This window comes from Brevibacterium sp. BDJS002, from assembly GCF_028201555.1.
Classification (GTDB): Bacteria; Actinomycetota; Actinomycetes; order Actinomycetales; family Brevibacteriaceae; genus Brevibacterium; species Brevibacterium aurantiacum.
Genome location: NZ_CP116392.1, coordinates 242,761 through 257,261 on the forward strand (window position 1 = coordinate 242,761; position 14,501 = coordinate 257,261).

Sequence of the window (14,501 nt, forward strand, 5' to 3'; positions counted from 1 at the left end):
CGGCGAGCATGGACATCAGCGGGTGACACCGCTCGACATCGGGGTGCGGACGGAATCGGAATCGGAAGTGGACGTGGATGCGGAACCTGCCCCAGCCTCGGCGTCGGAGATGTCCATGCCGGAGACACTCGAATAGATCGTCGAAGCCTCTTCAGCACTGAGGCCCTGCGTGGTGCGGTCGAGGACCGCCTGGCCGTTGCGCAGGCCGATGATCCGATCGGCGAACTCGATGGCGAGCTGAACCTGGTGGAGCGAGGCGATGACGGTGAGGTCGTCCTCCTCGGCGATCTGGCGCAGCAGGTTGATCACGTCGAGCGCGGAGACGGGATCGAGCGAGGCCACCGGTTCATCGGCCAGCAAAACCGTCGGGTGCTGCATGAGCGCCCGGGCGATGGCCACGCGCTGCTGCTGACCGCCGGAGAGTGTATCCGCACGCTGATAAGCACGATCGGCCAAGCCGACCCGGTCGAGCTTCTCGATGGCTTCGCGGCGCACCGACTTCGGGTACATCATCAGCGAGATGCGCGGTCCCTTGAGTGAACCGAGCTGCCCGGCGCAGACATTCTCCAACACAGACATGGGGCCGACGAGGTTGAAGGACTGGAAGATCACGCCGATGTTCCGGCGCAGCTCCCGCAGCCCTCGTTTCCCCACCGAGTTCACGTCCTGGCCCAGCACGCGGACCGTGCCCGAGGTGGGGGAGTGCAGGCCGTTGATGTGGCGCAGCAGCGTCGACTTGCCCGATCCGGACAGGCCGAGCAGAACGGTGACCCGGCCGGTGCGGAAGCCGACGTTGACGTCGTCGAGTCCGAGGACTCCGCCGCCGAAGTCCTTTGTCACATGGTCGAGTTGGACTGAGTAGATATCGTCGATCTCTCGCTGGAGTTCAGTGGTCATGAGTGCGTCTCCTAGCCGACGTTCTTGCAGGCATCTGCCTGGGTGGCATCGCAGATGTCGCGGATGGAATCGAAGTCTGAGTCCTCGACGGGCTTGTAGCCGTATTCGATCTCCTCAGGTAGGACGCAGTCGTCCTCGGAGGAGCAGATGCCGGCGTCGACCATGGCCGGAACGTTGGCCTTCTCACGCAGGATGGTCGTGATCTGCTTGGCCAGCTCAGGGTCCATAGACTCGTTGTTGACAGCGATCGGGTCCTCGGTGATGGGCTCGGACTCCCATGCGGGCTCCAGGCTGCCGGGCTTGACCTGGTCGGATTCCTCGAGCGTCTTGAGCATGGTGTCGTGGGCGAAGGCCGCATCGCATTCGCCGGAGTCCAGGGACAGCAGCGAGGCGTCATGACCGCCGGTCAGGACCTGTTCCATGTCCTTCTCCATGTCGAGACCTTCATCCATGATCCCCTTCATCGGCACGAGGTAGCCCGAGGTGGAGGCCTTGTCGACGAAGCAGACCTTCTTGCCCTTGAGATCGCTCAGGCCCTTGATGTCCGAGCCCTTCTTGACGTAGGCAAGCGAGGTGTAGGCCGGATCCTTCTTCGGATCGCTCGTCGGAGCAGCCGCGGGCTCCATGTCGATGCCGGAGTCCTTGGCGATGACATAGGCGAACGGACCGAACGAGGCGGCATCGATCTGGCCGGCCCGCATTCCTTCGATCACCGCTGCATAATCGGAGGCATTCTGGAACTCGACCGTCTTGCCGGTCTCCTCCTCGAGCAGTGCGGTGACGTTTTCGAAGGTCGATTCCAACGTGGACGATGACTCGGCGGGGACTGCGGCAAAGGTGATGGTGTCGCCGTCGTCGCCGGAGGAACCGCAAGCGGCGAGCAGCGGGAGTGCGAGCGCTGCGGCCGTGAGTGAGCGGACGGTGCGGGAGCGGAAGCGTGGGAACAGGGCCATGGGCGGCCTGCCTTTCGAGTGGTCGGGGTGATCGCTTGGTTTCATTCTTCGACATCTCGAAACAACATGTCTATACAATTCGATCCTGTTCACTGATCGGACATGACAACTTCATCGGCGGTTGGGGTGAGTGGCTGCGGGTGTGGTGCCCGTCTCAGGCGGAGAGTCGTGCGTCGGTCTCAGTCGGGGAGCCGCCGAGGATGCGGTCCGCGATCCCAAACGACAGAGTCATCCCGATCCCCGAGGTGACCACGGCGACCGTCGTTCGCGCGTCAGGGCGCTCGAGGATCAGGTTCGTCTCGGTGCTGTCGGCATACTGGCCCAGCCACCGTTGGCGAACCACGGGTTCATCGATGCCGAGAATGCTGGTCGCGCGATTAAGCAGCAGATCCCCGACGCGTGCGTCGATGAATGGTTCGGGGCTGAGGTCATAGGCGTGAGAGTCGCCGATAAGCAGTCCGCCGGGGATATCGGTGACCATGAGGTTGGCGATGACGTCGACGAGCTCCGGCTCCCGCTCCGTCAGATCCTCACGCAGTGCCGATGCTCCCGGCATGGCGGCGAACCCGTCGTAGCGGGCCAGCGAGGTGCCCGTGAGCATGGCGAACCCGCTCGGGATCCGTTGCGGTCGCTCGATTAGGGACATTGCCAGGGTGCAGATTCGCACCCCGTGCGCCTCGGCGATCTCCGGGAACAGGGAGGTGAGCTGGTAGCCGGGGCAGACGACGACCTGCTCACCGTGGACATCGCCGCGGTTGGTGGACACGGTGCCGTCGCCCACCTCGGTGACGGTGGTGTTCCAAGTGAAATCGACACCCTCTCCGGCCAGCCACTCGGCAAGGGCGGGGGCTGCCTCACGTGGGTCGACGCGCATATCCAGTGGCAGGTGAGCCCCACCGATGGCGCCCAGGCTCGGGTTCCCGATGGCCGCCGCCACCTCCTCGGCGCTGAGCATCGTCGCCTGATCCGGACCCCGGTAATCGGCGAACTCCTGGAGGACGCGCAGTTCCGGTTCGGTCATGGCGGGGATGAAGGACCCGGTCTCTGCCGCCCAGATCCCGGTCGCGGCGGCGGCTTCCAGCCAGCCGTCTCGAGACGCCATCGCCAGATCCTGAGCGTCGTCGGCCTGCCCGGTGAAGCAGGCGTGCCCGAAGTTCTGGATCGATGAGCCCACGGGGCGGGCGGAACGGTCGATGACACGGACGCTGCGGCCCTGACGGTGTGCGCGGAATGCGGTGGCCAGGCCCAGGATTCCGGAACCTACGATGATGAGATCAGTTTTCGACATTCCCCCATCTTGGTCGCTTGTTGTCGTACGATGAACACATGTATGTACAAGTTTGGCGATTGTTCACCTGAACGTGACGTTGCGCTTCTCGGCCGGCACTCCCGGTTCATTCGCCCCGAATAGGAAGGAAGAGACGCCGCCGATCGGAGAACACGACGACCTCGAGCAGCGCAGCGCACGGCAAGCACAGCACCACGGCAGCACAGTTGGAAGCACGTGTCCCCATCCCCGACCCCGACGAGGCCAGCACACATGACTCAGCAGCGCACACGACAGCAGTACGACGAAATCGCCCACTATCTGCGAACTGCGATTCGCGAGGGGTATTTCCAGCCCGGCGACGAACTGCCCTCGGAAGCGGAGCTGACCCGGAAGTTCACCAGCTCCCGCGGCCCGGTTCGACAGGCGATGTCGACACTGCGGACCGAGGGCCTGATCTCTTCGGGACGCGGGCGCCGGACGGTCGTATTGGACAATGTGCCCACACAGTCCTTCGACGACATCATCTCCTTCTCCCAGTGGTGCCACAATGCCGACATCGTCCCAGGCCAGCGCACCCAATGGGTGACCCGCAGGCCCGCCGAGAAGTCGCTGGCCGCAAGTCTGCGGATCCCAGACGGTGACCCGGTCGTCTCCGTCTTCCGGCTCCGCCTCATGGACGATGTGCCCACCATGGTCGAGCGCTTGAACTACCCCCTCGAATTCGGGCGCCACGTCCTCGCCTTCGATACCGACTCCGGTTCGATCTACCAGGAACTCATCGACCAGGGCGTCGACATCAGCCGAACCTCACGAACTATCGATGCGATCGGCGCCAACGAAGACGACGCCACACTGCTCGAAGTTCCCGTCGGCACACCCCTGCTGCGAGTCCGTCGCCGCGCATTCACCGGCGCGGGCGCGCTGATCGAGTCCTCTGACGACCGCTACCTTCCGTGGAAGGCCAGCTTTACGATGAACTCCACCCGGGGAAACCCCAGCTCGATGGCATTGACGTCGACCAACCTCGGCGACATCTGAGGTTCACCGCTCCGGAGTAGGCTCACAACCAACGCATCGTCAACCAACGCATCGTCTGCTGGAAGGAACCGATCATGGCCGAGAACAACCACGACGCCGATTCGCACGAGCACGTGGACCTCCTCGTCATCGGGTGGGGCAAGGGCGGAAAGACCCTGGCCGGGACCATGGCCAGAGCCGGCAAGCGCGTCGCCGTCGTCGAGCAGTCGGATGCCATGATCGGCGGATCCTGCATCAACATCGCCTGCATCCCCACGAAGATCTTGGTCCACGACGCGGAGAACAAACGCGATGACGACGACACTGACGAGTACTTCGCGAAGGCCGTGAAGCGCCGCGACACCTTGACCGGGGCGATGCGGAAGAAGAACTTCTCCATGCTCGACGACATCGACTCAGTCCTCCTGGTCTCTGGTCGTGCCGAGTTCACCGGCGAACGCGAAGTCCTCGTCACCGGCGGTGACGACACCATGCAGATCACCGCGGACACCGTCGTCGTCAACACCGGCTCGCTCGCAAACATCCCACCCATTGACGGAGCGAAGCTCGGCGGTCGCATCTACGATTCGGAGGCCCTGCAGCACGTCTCCCCGTTCCCCAAGCGCCTGGTCGTCGTCGGCGGTGGGTACATAGGACTTGAGTTCGCGTCGATGTTCACTCACTTCGGCTCCCAGGTCACCGTCCTCGACCGCGGACAGCGCCCGCTGGCCAATGAGGATGCCGACGTCGCCGAGGTGGTCGCGCAGTCTCTGGCCGATGACGGAGTCACGATTATCAACGAAGCATCCGTGACCGCTGTTGCCGATGGAACCGATCAGGCAACCGTGACCTACGAGGTCGGTGGCGAAGAGAAGCAGGTCGACGCCGAGGCGGTCCTTCTGGCCGTCGGCCGTGCGTCGACAACCGAGGGTCTGGGCCTGGACAAGGCCGGCATCGAGACCGACAAGCGCGGCTTCATCACGGTCGACGAGCACCTGCGCACCTCAGCCGAGGGCGTCTACGCAGTCGGTGACGTCAACGGCGGACCGATGTTCACCTACATCTCCCTTGATGACAATCGGATCCTCGCTGATCAGCTGCTCGGCGACGGCAAGCGGACGACCGCGGACCGCAGCGCCGTGCCGTACACGATGTTCCTCTCCCCGCCCGTGGCACGTGTGGGGCTGAGCGAAGACGCCGCCCGCGAGCAGGGCTATGACGTCAAGGTCGGAGCGAAGGCGATGGCCGACATTGCCGCAGCACCCAGGGCGAAGATCGAAGGTGACCCGCGCGGCATCGTGAAGTTCGTCGTCGACGGGGCAACGGACCACATCCTCGGCGCCGCTCTCGTCCACGTGCACTCGCAGGAGGTCATCAACACCGTGGCCCTGGCGATGCGCCACAACGTCACCGCCACCGAACTGCGCGACACGATCTACACCCACCCCTCGGCGACGGAAGCTCTCAATGAGGTGCTCGGGGTTGTGAAGTAGGGGCGCTGCAACCAGTGGAATACTCCGCTCAGTATCAAGGTTGCTGAATAATGGCACATGCCGCAGATTCCGCCCCGTAGAGAGATTGATAGATGAGCACTTTAGTGATTGTGGGAGCAGGACCAGGGCTCGGCCTCAGCCTTGCTGAGAAGTTCGGCAAGAAGGACTTCAATGTGGCTTTGATCGCCAGGAACCAAGATCGTCTCGACACTCTCCAGGCTTCGTTGACTGACATGAATATCAAGAGCGCGGGCTTTTCTGCTGACGTGACGAACGAACAGCAGATCGCGGATGCGTTCACTCAGGTGCGGGAGACATTCGGCCAGATCGATGTGCTCGTCTACAACGCCGGGGTGATCGCGCCGGTATCTGCCGCGGAGACAACGGCCGATATCGCGAACCAGCACATGCAGGTGAATATCATCGGTGGAATCTCCAGCGCGCAGCAGGTGATTCCCGAGATGATCGAACGGAAGCAGGGAACCATCTTCTTCACCGGTGGTGGAGCTTCAGAGCTGACGGTGACCCCCATCCTGACCACTTTGAGCATCGGCAAGTCCGGACTGCGCAGTTACGCTCATTGCCTTCATGATGAGCTGCAGGATCAGGGCGTCTACGTGGGCATGCTGTCGATTGCCGGAGTGATTGAGGAAGGCACCTATTTCTCAGCCGACAACATCGCGGACGAATACCTTGATATGTACGAGAAGCAGGAAGTCGCAGAGCGCTTCTACGTCGATGAATCGGAGGATTCAGACGCAGTCCTCAAAGACACGTACACCAGTGAGGGCCAAGCTTGAGCACTCGGCTCTGCTTCGTCCCTAGCCTGTGACCGTGACCGCTAATAAAGTGGGTTCATGGCGCATCCGCAGATGTTCGATGACGACGACCCGCAGCTGGCCCGCCTGCGTAAGACCGCGCTGAGCCTTCCCGAGGCGCAGGAGAAGGTCTCGCATGGGCGGCCCGCGTTCTTCACGAAGAAGATCTTCGCGCACTTCGGAGGCACGCGGAAGCTCGTCACCGGTGGAATGGAGCAGCATCCGCAAGCCCTGCTCATCTTGCCCGATCCGATGGACGCCGAGGTGCTGATGGAGCGACCCGATGCCTTCGTTCCCATGTACCTGGGTCCCACCGGTTGGATCGGCTTGGAACTCGAGACCCTCGACGAGAATGACCTCAGTGATCTGCTCACCGATTCCTACCGAAATACCGCACCTGCCGGTGTCGTCCGCAAATTGTCCGCGAAGGACTGAAATGCCCGCGAAGGACTAGGCAACCCCTCGTCCGCCAGCTGGGTACTGTGACGCAGCCGGCGAGAGGCCGGATATTCTCGGACACATGAACAACCGCATCGTCATCACCACCGACTACCTCCGCCCGGGCGACACCGTCGACACGATGCTGCGAGATCGCGGCCTCGAACCGGTCTACTCGCCGGCGGGCGGAACTCGCACGGACGAAGAGAAGCTGGCTCTGTTCGAAGGAGCCGTCGGTGCAATCGCTGCGAGTGAACCGGTCGCGCGTGACATGCTCGCGACCTCCCCAATGCTGAAGGTCATCGCCCGGGCAGGGGTGGGCTATGACAACGTCGACATCGATGCGGCGGCCGAGCTCGGCATCCGCGTGTGCAACACACCAGGGGTCAACCACCACGCCGTCGCCGAGCTGGCGCTCGCACTCATGCTCGCCTGCGCTCGCCGACTCAACACCGTGCTGGCTGGAGTGGACGACGGCGGATGGCCACGCGAGGCCGGAACCGAACTGCGGGGCAAGAGTCTCGGCGTCATCGGATACGGACCCAGCGGCAAAGCGATCGCTGCCCTCGGTGTTGCGCTGGGAATGCGAGTCCTCGTCTCCACAGCCCACCCCGACTCCGAGCAGTCATCGGGCATCGAATTCGCCGATTTCGACACGACAATCAAAGCCGCCGACTACCTGTCTCTCCACAGCAGAGCGGGCAAGGGTGACCCGATCATCGACGCCGCGAGCCTCTCTGCGATGAAGAACTCGGCGATCCTCATCAACACTGCACGCGGCTCCCTCGTCGACGAAGCTGCTCTCGTCGAAGCGCTCAAGACAGGCGAGATCGCCGGCGCCGGACTCGACGTTCTGCAACGCGAACCCATGGTCGAGGACAACCCGCTGCGAACGATGAGCAACGTCGTCATCACCTCCCACCTCGCCGGGCAGACGCTGGAGGCACGCGAACGCGCCGGGGTCGCGGCGGCTCAAGCCATCATCGATGTCCTCGACGGAAAAACTCCACAGGGCACAGTCGTCTGACTAAGCTCTGGCCGGAACCACCTCGGCGGTCATAGGGTTGGGGCATGTCCACTTCAGAGCACAGCTCAGCGATTCCGACCCTCGAACTCAACGACGGGGCCAGCATCCCGCAGATCGGCCTCGGCACCTACGCCATGCACGACGCAGAGGGCGTCGGAGCGATCATCGCCGGCATCGACAACGGCTATCGACTCCTCGATACCGCGGTCAACTATAAGAATGAGCGCGAAGTCGGCCAGGCCGTCATCGACTCCAAGGTGGGCCGGGACGAACTCTTCATCACCAGCAAGGTCCCGGGCCGTCACCACGGCTTCGACGAAACGATCGCCAGCACCGAGGAATCCCTGGCCAGGCTCCAACTCGAGCGCCTCGACCTCCACCTCATCCACTGGCCCAACCCGAGCGTCGGCAAGTACGTCGACACCTGGCGCGGCCTCATCGAACTGCGCGAACGCGGACTGGTGACCTCGATCGGAGTCTCGAACTTCACCGAGGCGATGCTCCAGGAACTCATCGACGAAACCGGCGTGACCCCGGCGGTCAACCAGATCGAACTCCACCCCTACTTCCCGCAGAGCAAGCTCATCGAATTCCACAGATCCATCGGCGTCCAGACCGAATCCTGGTCACCGCTGTACCGCGACCAGGGTCTGTTCGACGAAGCCCCCATCGCCGAGGCGGCGGCTGCCCACGGAGTCGAGCCGGCTCAGGTGGTCCTGCGCTGGCACCTCGAGGTCGGCAGCCTGCCGATCCCGAAGTCGGCGAATCCTGAGAGGCAGCGGCTCAACGCCGATATCTTCGGCTTCAGCCTCACCTCCGCCGAGGTGGATGCCATCTCCGGTCTTGAGCGCGGTCGGATGAAGGGCCGGGACCCCCTGACCCACGAAGAGATGTGACCGGTGCTGCCGCTAGTGCGACTGTGCCGCTGAGAACACTTCGTTGAGTCCCATTCGGCTCGGGGTCGGTAGTGACCTGGCGGTCGGGGAATCCTGTGTCTCGAATGACTGGAGCAGGTAGGCGATGAGTCGTCGCGAGAGGTCGCGTGCATGCTCGGGTGGAGCCTCGCTGACGCCGCCGTTGGCGAGGAAGATCAGCATGAGGTCGCTGGGGTCGAAGTCGGGTCGGAGTTTGCCTGACTTCTGAGCACGTTCCACCAGGTCTGCGAAGACGGCTTCCGCATGCATGCGCTTCTCATCGATTCCTTGGCCCTCAGCAAATGCCGAGAGGAACGCCTCGGTGAACCCACGGTCCTCGATTTGCATCCGGCCGAGAGCTTCGACGAACGAGCAGAATCCGCGCCACGGGTCAGGGTCGGCCGCAGCCTTGGCGAGGACCGCTTCGCAATGAGTGAGTTGGGTGGCGAACACCTCGGTGATCAGGGACCGGCGGTCAGGGAAGCGTCGGAACAGGGTTGCCGCGCCCACTCCTGCTCGGCGGGCAATCGCCGTCATGGGCACATCGATACCGCGTTCGGCGAAGAGCTCCCGCGCCACCGTGAGAATGCGCGCCCTGTTGTCCGCGGCATCCGCACGCAGCTTCTGCGCGGGCACTTGTTGAGTTTCGATCTGAGTCGTCTCGGCCATTTCTTCTCTCACTTCCGGAAAAACGGAATGCGGCGATGGGATCACTGCTTAATCTACATGTAAGTGGAAACCACCTTCCACATATTGTGGAGAGTTGACGAGCGCCGAACGGCGCAGAGAAGAGACGCAGACATGAAGATTCTGATGTTCGGCCGCGGAGTCATTTCGACACTGTACGGATGGGCCCTGGAGAAGGCAGGGAACGAGGTCGACTTCTATGTCCGCCCCGGACGTGCCGCCGACTTCGGCTCCTCGGTCGACGTGGACATCAGGGACGGCCGTGCCTCTAGTAAAGGGAAGCCGGTTCAGGAGAATTGGCCCATCACGCTGCGAGAGGACCTCGAACCGGACCACGACTACGACCTCATCATCGTCAGCGTCAACCACGACCAGCTGGACAGCGCAGTCGACTTCCTCCAACCCCGAGTTGGCGGGGCCACAATCCTCATCTTCAACAACGTCTGGGCCGACCCTGCCGCTGCCATCTCGCGGCTGCCCCGTGAGCAGGTCGCATGGGGATTCCCTGGTGGCGGAGGTGGCTTTGACGTCACCACCCTGCATGGCGGATTCGCCAAAAGCATCTTCCTCGGCGATATCGACGGGTCGAGCCGCACCGACCGGCACCGCGTCGTCCGTGAACTCTTCACGGACGCCGAATTCTCAATCTCCGACATCGCAGACTTCCGCAGCTGGCTCTGGTTCCACTTCATCCTCGACGCCGGAATCATGGTCGGATGGCTGCGGATGGGAAGCTTCGACGCACTCGTCCGATCGCGCCCCGCACTGAAAGAAGTCGTCCGTCTCATCCGAGAGATGATCCCCGTCCTCACAGCGAAAGGCGGGACCTCACGGTTCGGCGCAGCAGCAGCAAGATTCATCCCCGCCAGCGTCATCGGTTTCGCTATGCAGAAGCTGCTGACCGGCGACAACCTGTTCACCTTCATCATGACCCAGGCCCAGAACACCGGACACAACAACTACAAGGCGCAGGCAGATTACCCTCGCGATGTCCTCGCCGACGCCCGTCGCCTCGGAGTCGCGGTTCCTCGACTGGAAGCCAACGAGCCGGCGTTCCGGTGATTTCCAGCAAATCCGCCATCGCCGAGGTGGGCCCGCCGATTGTGTGAGAATGTTCCCTGTGAGCTCGGAGCCGGAGGACCTGCATGCGCCGCAGTACCAGCGTGGACTGAGGCACCAGCGTTCTCTGCGGGGAATCGCGGCCGCTGTCTTCGCCACGTTCGTGGCACTGGCCTCCCACATGATCGGCGGCGGCGCGCTGCCTTCAACCATGGGCGTCGTGGTGCCCTTGGTACTGTCGATGCTGGTCTGCGTTCTGCTCGCCGGTCGCAGACTTTCCTTGCCCAGACTGTCCCTGTCTGTGCTGGTCAGCCAGTCGCTCTTCCACCTGCTCTTCTCAGTCTTTGCTCCGATGACTGGGAGCCACAGTCCTGCGAACGCACTTGAGCGACATGCGATGCACCATTCGGGTCCGAAGGCCATGTCCGGATCCGTCTTCGCGTCAGATGCCGGGGCCAGCATGCATGCGCACGCGTCACCGGGAATGCTGTCGGCACACCTCGTCGCCGCTGTCCTCACAATCGCCATGATCTATAGGTCGGAAGCGCTGCCGGCGAAGATCGGCAGTTTCCTCCGACTCGTCATCCACGCGCTCCTGCCCACTGCGGTTCGACCGATGCCGGTTCCGAACGGACCGAAGCCCCACCTCGGCGTCGCCCGAATTCTCCCTCGCCACCTCGGTGTTCTCCGTTCTCCTGTCCTCACCAGAGGACCACCCGTGGCAGCTTTCTGACCCCACCATCTTTGACCTCAGCGTCGGCGGAAATCCGCTGGCGCGCGCTCGCCTGACTAAATTTCAGGTTCGCCGAGCGCTCTTCACAGAAAGCTTCACCATGACCACACCTCTGTCATCCCTGCCCGAAAACCGGCAGGACCATCCGCGACCGCGCGGCACCAGTTGGCTCGGCCAACTCCTGCGCCGACTCCACTTCTACACAGGGATCTTCGTCGGTCCCTTCATTCTCATCGCCGCACTCAGCGGCGCCCTGTACGCAATCAGCCCGCAGATCGAAAAGGTCGTCTACGCGGATGAACTGACCACCTCGGCGACGGGCCCCGCCCTGCCGCTGGCTAACCAGGTCACGGCCGCCACGACCTACACCGGGGGAGCGGAGGCCATCAGCGCGGTGCGCCCGGCACCGAAACCCGGCGCGACGACCCGGGTGATGTTCGATGACCCGAACCTGGGCGAGAGCGAATCCCGGGCGATCTTCATCGACCCCACCACCGCCGAGGTGAAGGGCGACCTGACCGTGTACGGAACCTCGGGATCCCTGCCCTTGCGAACCTGGGTCGATCAGCTGCACGGCAGCCTCCACCTCGGCGATTTCGGTCGGTACTACAGCGAACTCGCCGCATCTTGGCTGGGCATCATCGCAGTCGCCGGACTATGCCTGTGGGTGATGCGCGCCCGCCGAGCGAGGAAGGCCACTGCACTGCTGCGGCCGTCGATGAAGCACAAGGGGCTGCGCCGCACATTCTCCTGGCACGCCTCGGTCGGCGTGTGGGCCGCGATCGGAATGCTGTTCCTGTCCGCGACCGGCATCACCTGGTCCCAACTGGGCGGAGACAACGTGACGAAGCTGCGAGCCGCCCTGGATTGGTCGACGCCAGCGGTCTCAACGGAACTGGCTGCAGGCTCCGCCGAGACCAACGGTGGTGCGGCAGGGCAATCGGACGACGGCGGTCACGCTGGACATGAGGGGCATGCGGGTCATGACGACCACGCGGGTCATGGTGGCGATGCTGCGTCGGATACTTCCGGAGTCGATCCCGCGGACTTCGACATGTCCCTGGCCATGGCACGCGACATCAACGTCAACACCGGCCTCGTCGAGATCCTGCCGCCGGCCGACGAAGATTCGGCGTGGGTGGTCCAGGAGATCCAACGCAGCTTCCCCACGGAGATCGATGCCGTGGCGATCGATACCGACACCATGGAGATCACCGATCGTGTCGACTTCTCCGACTACGGGCTTGCCTCGAAGCTCGCGCGGTGGGGTGTCGACCTGCACATGGGAACGATGTTCGGCCTGGCCAACCAGATCGTGCTCGTCGGCCTCGCAATCGGAATCGCGTCCATGGTCGTCTGGGGCTATGTGATGTGGTGGCAGCGTCGACCCAAGCACGATCCGAGCCGGAAATTCGGCGTCACACCCGTCCGTGGTGCGCTGGCCAACGCACCCTGGTGGTCGGTGACAGCGGTTGGACTCGCGGCCGTGGCGATCGGGGTATTCCTGCCGGTGGTGGGGATCAGCCTGTTGGGATTCCTTGTTGTTGATGGGGTGCTGGCGCTGTGGGCGAGGAGGCGCGGAAATCTCGTTGAGTAGCTGAAGTCGTGACAAAGACAGTGGGATCGCCAGCTCAGCTGACGATCCCACTGCAGTTCCGAAGAGGGAAACTACTATTGAGTGACGTTTTCCTTCGCCGCGGCGTCAGCCTTGCGAGTCTTGAGGTTACGGATCACCGCACTCACCAATGGGTAGGCGAGAGCGATGAGGGCCGCGACCGTGAGGATGAGCGAAAACGGACGCTGGAACATGATGAAGAGGTTCCCGTCGCCCATAGCCGAGGTCTGGACCAGGTACTTCTCCAACAGCGGGCCCAGCACCAGGCCGAGCACGAATGGTGCCGCCGGGAAGTCGAAACGCTTCATGAAGTAGCCGAGCAGCCCGGAGAAGAACACGATCCACAGTGTGAACGTGTTGTTTCCCAGCGCGAAGGCACCGACGAAGCTCATCATGAGCACGATGGGGTAGAGGAAGACGTACGGGATCCTGAGGATCTGAGCGAAGACCGGAGCCAGAGGCAGGTTGAGCACCAGCAGGATGAGGTTGCCGAAGAAGAAGCTCACCAGCAGACCCCACACCAGGTCAGGTTCCTGTTGAAAGAGCAGAGGACCGGGCTGGAGTCCGAAGATGACGAAGGCACCCAGCAGCACTGCAGTCGTTCCGCTTCCGGGAATGCCGAGTGCAAGGGTGGGGATGAAGCTCGCATTGGCGGCAGCGTTGTTCGCGGCCTCCGGGGACGCCACAGCCTCCGGAGCGCCCTTCCCGATGAGGTGCTTGAACTTACTCACCTGCTTCTCCACGCCGTAGGCGAGGAATGTGGCCAGAGTGGCTCCGGCGCCGGGAAGGACACCGACGGCAAAGCCCAAGAGGGTGCCGCGGGTGGCCGCAGGGGCTGACCGGGTCAGTTCCTCCTTCGTCACCAGCAGATCTTTGAAACGTGCACGGATGGGCTTCTCACCGCCTCGGCGGATCTGGTGGAGAACCTCACCGACGGCGAAGATTCCGATCATCACGGCAACGAAATCGAGTCCGGAGAGCAGGTTCACGCTGCCGAAGGTGAACCGTGCTGTGGAGAAGCCGGATGCCACACCGACCATCGACACGAGGAGGCCTGCCGCGGCCATTGTGATGCCGCGCAGAATGTTCTCACCGGCAAAGGACACGATCGTGGCCATACCCAACAATATGATCGCGAGATTCTCCGCAGGACCGAAGTTGAGCGCGAAATGTGCGATTGGCTGGGCCAAGGCCATGAGGCCGATGAGCGAGATGATCGCAGCGAAGAAGGACGCCAGGGCAGAGATCGCCAAGGCTGCTCCCGCTCGACCTTTGCGTGCCATCTGATAGCCGTCGAGGGTGAGCACGACGCTCGATGCGTCTCCGGGGGTGGAGATGAGGATCGAACTGATCGAGGACCCGTACTGGGATCCGTAGTAGATTCCAGCCAACATGATGAGGGCTGTGACCGGTTCGAAGGCCAGGGTCACGGGCAGAAGAATGGCCACACCCGTGGTGGAGCCGAGGCCCGGCAGCAACCCGATGACGGTTCCCAGGAGGACGCCGACGAAGCACCAGAGAAGGTTTTCGGGGCTGACTGCGGTTTCCAGCCCGAGCATGAGATTGTCGATCATGGAGAG

At 63.1% G+C, this 14,501-nt stretch carries 14 protein-coding genes; 9 read left to right on the top strand and 5 right to left on the bottom strand.

Annotated elements, in window-relative coordinates; genetic code table 11:
* Positions 1–15: 15 nt before the first annotated feature.
* The 3 genes from phnC to PGC08_RS01145 all read right to left on the bottom strand — a co-directional run bounded on the left by phnC (position 16) and on the right by PGC08_RS01145 (position 3,138).
* Positions 16–897: a phosphonate ABC transporter ATP-binding protein gene (gene phnC / locus PGC08_RS01135; protein ID WP_009882142.1), complete on the bottom strand. Its 882-nt coding sequence runs from the start codon at positions 895–897 to the stop codon at positions 16–18.
* Positions 898–908: 11 nt separating this feature from the next.
* Positions 909–1,850 carry a phosphate/phosphite/phosphonate ABC transporter substrate-binding protein gene (locus PGC08_RS01140; RefSeq protein WP_009882144.1) on the bottom strand — a complete coding sequence of 314 codons (942 nt, stop codon included), beginning with the start codon at positions 1,848–1,850 and terminating at the stop codon, positions 909–911.
* Positions 1,851–2,004: 154 nt separating this feature from the next.
* Positions 2,005–3,138: a TIGR03364 family FAD-dependent oxidoreductase gene (locus tag PGC08_RS01145; RefSeq protein ID WP_271709289.1), complete on the bottom strand. Its 1,134-nt coding sequence runs from the start codon at positions 3,136–3,138 to the stop codon at positions 2,005–2,007.
* 252 nt (positions 3,139–3,390) lie between these two features.
* Between PGC08_RS01145 and PGC08_RS01150 the strand changes: the two genes are divergently transcribed.
* The 6 genes from PGC08_RS01150 (at position 3,391) to PGC08_RS01175 (ending at position 8,809) form a co-directional block, all read left to right on the top strand.
* Entirely contained in the window at positions 3,391–4,158 is a 768-nt protein-coding gene (locus tag PGC08_RS01150; RefSeq protein WP_069599245.1) for a GntR family transcriptional regulator, read from the top strand.
* Positions 4,159–4,232: 74 nt separating this feature from the next.
* A complete protein-coding gene (locus PGC08_RS01155) occupies positions 4,233–5,630 on the top strand; it encodes a dihydrolipoyl dehydrogenase family protein (RefSeq protein WP_271709290.1) in 1,398 nt (465 codons plus the stop codon).
* Between the two features lie 92 nt (positions 5,631–5,722).
* Positions 5,723–6,430 (top strand): SDR family NAD(P)-dependent oxidoreductase, encoded by a 708-nt coding sequence (locus PGC08_RS01160; protein ID WP_271709291.1) that lies wholly within the window; start codon positions 5,723–5,725, stop codon positions 6,428–6,430.
* A 57-nt stretch (positions 6,431–6,487) separates the two neighbouring features.
* Entirely contained in the window at positions 6,488–6,883 is a 396-nt protein-coding gene (locus PGC08_RS01165; RefSeq protein WP_096145746.1) for an MmcQ/YjbR family DNA-binding protein, read from the top strand.
* Positions 6,884–6,968: 85 nt separating this feature from the next.
* Entirely contained in the window at positions 6,969–7,913 is a 945-nt protein-coding gene (locus tag PGC08_RS01170) for an NAD(P)-dependent oxidoreductase (RefSeq protein WP_009882153.1), read from the top strand.
* Positions 7,914–7,957: 44 nt separating this feature from the next.
* Positions 7,958–8,809 (top strand): aldo/keto reductase, encoded by an 852-nt coding sequence (locus PGC08_RS01175; RefSeq protein WP_271709292.1) that lies wholly within the window; start codon positions 7,958–7,960, stop codon positions 8,807–8,809.
* Positions 8,810–8,821: 12 nt separating this feature from the next.
* Here the strand turns inward: PGC08_RS01175 and PGC08_RS01180 are convergent, their stop codons facing one another.
* Complete coding sequence (locus PGC08_RS01180; RefSeq protein WP_069599249.1) at positions 8,822–9,496, bottom strand: TetR/AcrR family transcriptional regulator; 675 nt, start codon at positions 9,494–9,496, stop codon at positions 8,822–8,824.
* A 132-nt stretch (positions 9,497–9,628) separates the two neighbouring features.
* On the opposite strand from PGC08_RS01180, the gene PGC08_RS01185 reads away from it, so the two are divergent.
* The 3 genes from PGC08_RS01185 to PGC08_RS01195 all read left to right on the top strand — a co-directional run bounded on the left by PGC08_RS01185 (position 9,629) and on the right by PGC08_RS01195 (position 12,903).
* Positions 9,629–10,576 carry a ketopantoate reductase family protein gene (locus tag PGC08_RS01185; protein WP_271709293.1) on the top strand — a complete coding sequence of 316 codons (948 nt, stop codon included), beginning with the start codon at positions 9,629–9,631 and terminating at the stop codon, positions 10,574–10,576.
* A gap of 49 nt (positions 10,577–10,625) precedes the next feature.
* Positions 10,626–11,306, top strand: a complete 681-nt coding sequence (locus tag PGC08_RS01190) for a hypothetical protein (protein WP_271709294.1) — start codon at positions 10,626–10,628, stop codon at positions 11,304–11,306.
* A 100-nt stretch (positions 11,307–11,406) separates the two neighbouring features.
* Complete coding sequence (locus tag PGC08_RS01195) at positions 11,407–12,903, top strand: PepSY-associated TM helix domain-containing protein (protein WP_271709295.1); 1,497 nt, start codon at positions 11,407–11,409, stop codon at positions 12,901–12,903.
* A 74-nt stretch (positions 12,904–12,977) separates the two neighbouring features.
* On the opposite strand, the gene PGC08_RS01200 is transcribed toward PGC08_RS01195, so the two are convergent.
* Positions 12,978–14,495: a tripartite tricarboxylate transporter permease gene (locus tag PGC08_RS01200; protein WP_271709296.1), complete on the bottom strand. Its 1,518-nt coding sequence runs from the start codon at positions 14,493–14,495 to the stop codon at positions 12,978–12,980.
* Between the last annotated feature and the right edge of the window lie 6 nt (positions 14,496–14,501).

Bases quoted from the DNA above. Each gene is read 5' to 3' on its own strand.
- phnC (WP_009882142.1), bottom strand. From the start codon at position 897: ATGACCACTGAACTCCAGCGAGAGATCGACGATATCTACTCAGTCCAA.
- PGC08_RS01140 (WP_009882144.1), bottom strand. From the start codon at position 1,850: ATGGCCCTGTTCCCACGCTTCCGCTCCCGCACCGTCCGCTCACTCACG.
- PGC08_RS01145 (WP_271709289.1), bottom strand. From the start codon at position 3,138: ATGTCGAAAACTGATCTCATCATCGTAGGTTCCGGAATCCTGGGCCTG.
- PGC08_RS01150 (WP_069599245.1), top strand. From the start codon at position 3,391: ATGACTCAGCAGCGCACACGACAGCAGTACGACGAAATCGCCCACTAT.
- PGC08_RS01155 (WP_271709290.1), top strand. From the start codon at position 4,233: ATGGCCGAGAACAACCACGACGCCGATTCGCACGAGCACGTGGACCTC.
- PGC08_RS01160 (WP_271709291.1), top strand. From the start codon at position 5,723: ATGAGCACTTTAGTGATTGTGGGAGCAGGACCAGGGCTCGGCCTCAGC.
- PGC08_RS01165 (WP_096145746.1), top strand. From the start codon at position 6,488: ATGGCGCATCCGCAGATGTTCGATGACGACGACCCGCAGCTGGCCCGC.
- PGC08_RS01170 (WP_009882153.1), top strand. From the start codon at position 6,969: ATGAACAACCGCATCGTCATCACCACCGACTACCTCCGCCCGGGCGAC.
- PGC08_RS01175 (WP_271709292.1), top strand. From the start codon at position 7,958: ATGTCCACTTCAGAGCACAGCTCAGCGATTCCGACCCTCGAACTCAAC.
- PGC08_RS01180 (WP_069599249.1), bottom strand. From the start codon at position 9,496: ATGGCCGAGACGACTCAGATCGAAACTCAACAAGTGCCCGCGCAGAAG.
- PGC08_RS01185 (WP_271709293.1), top strand. From the start codon at position 9,629: ATGAAGATTCTGATGTTCGGCCGCGGAGTCATTTCGACACTGTACGGA.
- PGC08_RS01190 (WP_271709294.1), top strand. From the start codon at position 10,626: ATGTTCCCTGTGAGCTCGGAGCCGGAGGACCTGCATGCGCCGCAGTAC.
- PGC08_RS01195 (WP_271709295.1), top strand. From the start codon at position 11,407: ATGACCACACCTCTGTCATCCCTGCCCGAAAACCGGCAGGACCATCCG.
- PGC08_RS01200 (WP_271709296.1), bottom strand. From the start codon at position 14,495: ATGATCGACAATCTCATGCTCGGGCTGGAAACCGCAGTCAGCCCCGAA.